Annotated in this window: 3 protein-coding genes; all 3 read left to right on the top strand. The window is 58.2% G+C overall.

Annotation, left to right across the window (positions count from 1 at the left end):
• Positions 1-149: 149 nt before the first annotated feature.
• The gene (locus WCG50_RS18120) at positions 150-2066 is read left to right on the top strand and encodes a hypothetical protein (RefSeq protein ID WP_336900996.1); all 1917 of its coding nucleotides are present in this window, start codon (positions 150-152) and stop codon (positions 2064-2066) included.
• Positions 2067-2185: 119 nt separating this feature from the next.
• Positions 2186-3235 (top strand): ATP-binding protein, encoded by a 1050-nt coding sequence (locus tag WCG50_RS18125; protein WP_336900997.1) that lies wholly within the window; start codon positions 2186-2188, stop codon positions 3233-3235.
• A gap of 5 nt (positions 3236-3240) precedes the next feature.
• A partial coding sequence (locus WCG50_RS18130; RefSeq protein ID WP_336900998.1) for a hypothetical protein occupies positions 3241-3745 on the top strand: 505 nt, incomplete at its 3' end.

Below are 3745 nucleotides of genomic sequence, written 5' to 3' on the forward strand. Positions count from 1 at the left end.
TTCGCCCTTCGCGACGAGACCACGGTGCAGGCAGCACTGTTTCAATTACTGGCTGATGGGCGTGTGACAAGCTCGGATCTGGCTACCGAGCCAATGGGTGGGTCCACCCGATTTCACAGAATGCCGGTTGTTCTGGTGAGCAAGCCATCATGACGCGTCGCTCCACTGAGTTGCTGCGTATTGGCGAGTGGCCCCGACTCGATGAGCAGGCCCTGGACAAACATGTTCGGGAGGTCTATCGGTCGCGCTGTGCGGCCATAGAAGCCTACGCCCAGGGAGACCCGGTGGCGCAAATCGAAGCAGAACATGGAATTGACCGCTCAACCTTGTTTCGCATGGTCAAACGTGCGCAGCGCGCACATGCCGATGGAAGTGTGTGGGGCTATAGGGCTTTGAAGCCGCATGCCCACGTCAACGGATACGAGCGCAATAGACCACCACGCGCGCTGTTGGATACCAAGGCCGGGAATGCTGGAGCCTTCACCCAACTGCTACAGCGCTACCCTGCACTCGAAACACATTTGCGCCGCGAACTGAGCGCCCGGAATGTGAAGTTAAAGGGGGTAGGGGAGGAGGCGCGCTTGGATAACTTGAAGCCGGCACTGCATCGCTTTCAGCAGGCTTGTCGTGAGCAAGGTATACGCCCTTCAGAGTATCCGTTCAACCAGAAGGACAAGGGTGTGCGTACCCTAGCTCGGACCCTGCGTGCCTGGCTTCACGACCGATTCGATGACGCCGCTCACGCCGCAGGGGCTCGCTTCAAACCGTCGTCAGCTCTACGGCAGCTGCCCGAGCGCGGTGCCGATGAAGCTTTTGATACGGTTGAGTTCGATGCGCACAAAATGGACCTGCGTCTCAAGGTCGTGGACGTGGATCCGCTGGGAATCGAGCGTACCTATGAGACCGAGCGCGTCTGGTTGTTGGCCATCATTGATGTGGCAACCCGCTGCATACTCGGATACACACTGTGCCTACACAGAGAGTGCAGCCGGTACGAAGTGATCGCAACCGTTAGGCACGCGTTGACCCCTGCTGAAATACCGAATATCACGCTGGAGGGTCTGAGCTTGTCAGGATCCGGTGGCCTTGTTTCTCAGGCCTTGCCAGCAACCCGGCACGCCTGTTGGCGCCACATAAGACTGGACAATGCGCGGGCCCACCTCGCCACAACGAGCCTTGACGTCCTATGTGAGGCATTGGGCTGCGTCGCAGACTTCGGGCCAGCCTATGAACCCGATGATCGGCCATTCATTGAGCGTTTCTTTGGAACACTGACCAACACGCTGTCCAGGCGACTGCCGGGTGGGCTTCCCAGTAAACAGGCGAAGACTTCGAAACGTACAAGAGAAGCGGCCAAAGATCTGCGAATGGTCGTCACAGCCCAAGAGCTCCAAGAATTGCTGGACGCCACCGTATGGAATTACCATGGCACTCCACACTCCAGCTTGGGAGGCCTGACGCCATTGGAGCGAATGAGCCAGCAGGTGGACGGAGTAGGGCAGTCACCGGTTCGCCTGCGCCGGGTGCCAGAACCCCTGCGCAATCGATTGGAAATGCTGCATGACCCGGCGTATTGTCTGGTGCATGGCAACGTGGGCCGCGGGGAGAGACCATACATCTCCTTTATGCATGTGCGCTACACCAGCGAACAACTGGCACGCAGCTCCAATTTGATCGGCAAACAGTTGCGGGTGTATTTTGATGCGAAGGACCTGCGCAAGTTGCGGGCATTCACAGAAGATGGCCAACCACTTCAGGATTTATTGGCAAGCGGCCCCTGGCGTCATGAAGTGCATTCTCTGCGGCTGCGCCAGGAGGTATTCAAGGCCAAGCGCGACAAGCAACTGGCATTCGTGGCCGGCGAAAGCCCGATTGATGCGTTCGTCAAATTGCGCAGGGCCAAGGCGCCCAAATCACGCAGGGCTGCTAGCGACCTCGCGCGCATACAGCGTGAACGTCGTGATGCGCCAAACGGTGTGCCCGCTCCGGTAGAGGCATCTTCTCAGTTGGCATCAGGACCGGTCAAAGGCAGGAACCTGCGCATTGCGCGCGGCTTCAGCCGGTAATAAAAGGTTGCGGGCCGCGCGGGCGGCACCGGCAGGATCACTGGCGCGATCCAGCGTCGTGAGGTCGGGCCGGGGCCTTTACACCGGCCGCAAGCGCTGTCAAGGCGCGAAAGGCATTCATGACCGACTCCATGCAACCAAAAGTGGCGGCAACGCGCGTCAAGCAATCATCGCCCAAAAAGGCCGTCCCAGTCTGGGCCGTGCCGCAGCCGGCCTCGTTGACACTGCAAAACCATCCTTTGGTTCGCCGACACTACAGAGTCGCCACCGCCGCGATTGAACAGTTTGTTGATTTGGTCGAGCGCTGTATCCGTGTCCTGGTTCCGGGTGCCTTGATCCATTCCCGACCCCGTATGGGCAAGACCCACGCGATTGACTATGTCGCGCTCCACCTGGCGCGCCATCGCCCCGACATCCTGGTGCTGCGCATGTCCTGCGAGCACCATCGCAGTGATTTTGAAGGTCCATTCTTTAGTACATTGCTGAGCGCCGCGGGCGTTCGCCACCCACAACCAAAGTCGATTACAGACAAGCGCTTTGCACTCATGTGCAGACTGAGCGAGCAATTGCAAATGCGTGCAGGACATATCGTGGTTCTTCTGTGTGATGAGGCACAACGTTTGTCAAAGCATGCACTTGAATGGCTGCGCGACGTTCATGATCAGTTGGCCCACCACGGTGTGCGGCTGTTGACGTTTCTGGTGGGGCAACCCCAGCTGATGGAACAAAAAGCGCACTACCAGCTCAGCGGTGACGAACAGATCGTGGCGCGCTTCATGATCGAGCAGCAACATTTCCGGGGTATCGGTGACGCGGTGGATGCCGCCACTTGTCTGGCAAGCTATGACCTGAGCCGCTATCCCGAGGCCACTGGCAGAACGTTCACGGAATTTTTCTATCCACGTGCGTGCGAACACGGTTTATTGCTGGAGCAATCGGCGGCCATGTTGTGGAACACGTTTGTCAACGCCCACGCGTCCGCGCAATTGGCTGGCCCAGTGGAAATTCCCATGGATTACTTCACGCGCGCGGTAGAAAGCGTATTGCTTCAGGGCGAGCAGTGGGATGTGCATGACTTAGCATTGGGGATTGCGCACTGGGAACGTGCGGTTAAGGATTCCGGCTACGTTGCGGCCCAGCAAACCGTCTCTGTCATGCCTGGCCAGTGAATACGATGGCGTTGCCCATCATCGTGCCAGAGTGGGATTTTGAGCAGCACCGGGATCAACGTGCGCGCGCTTTGCCGACAAAACGAATCCCAGCTCCGACTTCCAAAATACTGCGACTGGTCGACACACCAAGTAGCGGGTTGCGCGACCCAACCGAGCGGGAGCTGCTGATTACGCGATGGCGCCGGATTGTCAAAGTGAACTCATCAACGGTGCCTTGCCCAGAGGCGATCGCCTCAACACATATACATTTCTGCAATGACAAGGAATCGGGCGATTGCGGGGGCAGCTTGTTGGTGACGTGCGAATGGTTGTTGCGTAAACGCTTGCGTCAGGATTGGGCGCTGATGTGCCGCGTGGATCGAACACAGGCGTTTGCATTGGCGAGCCGATTCAAAATGGACAGCCCCATCATTGGCGGTTCAGACTTGGCGGCTGAAGCCGCGGCGTGGATGCTATTTGCGATGTATTGGTGTGGTACCAGTCATCCGGCTGCACTGTTCAACAAGT

Origin of the sequence: Rhodoferax sp., from assembly GCF_037143375.1 — a bacterium.
Lineage (GTDB): Bacteria > Pseudomonadota > Gammaproteobacteria > Burkholderiales > Burkholderiaceae_C > Rhodoferax.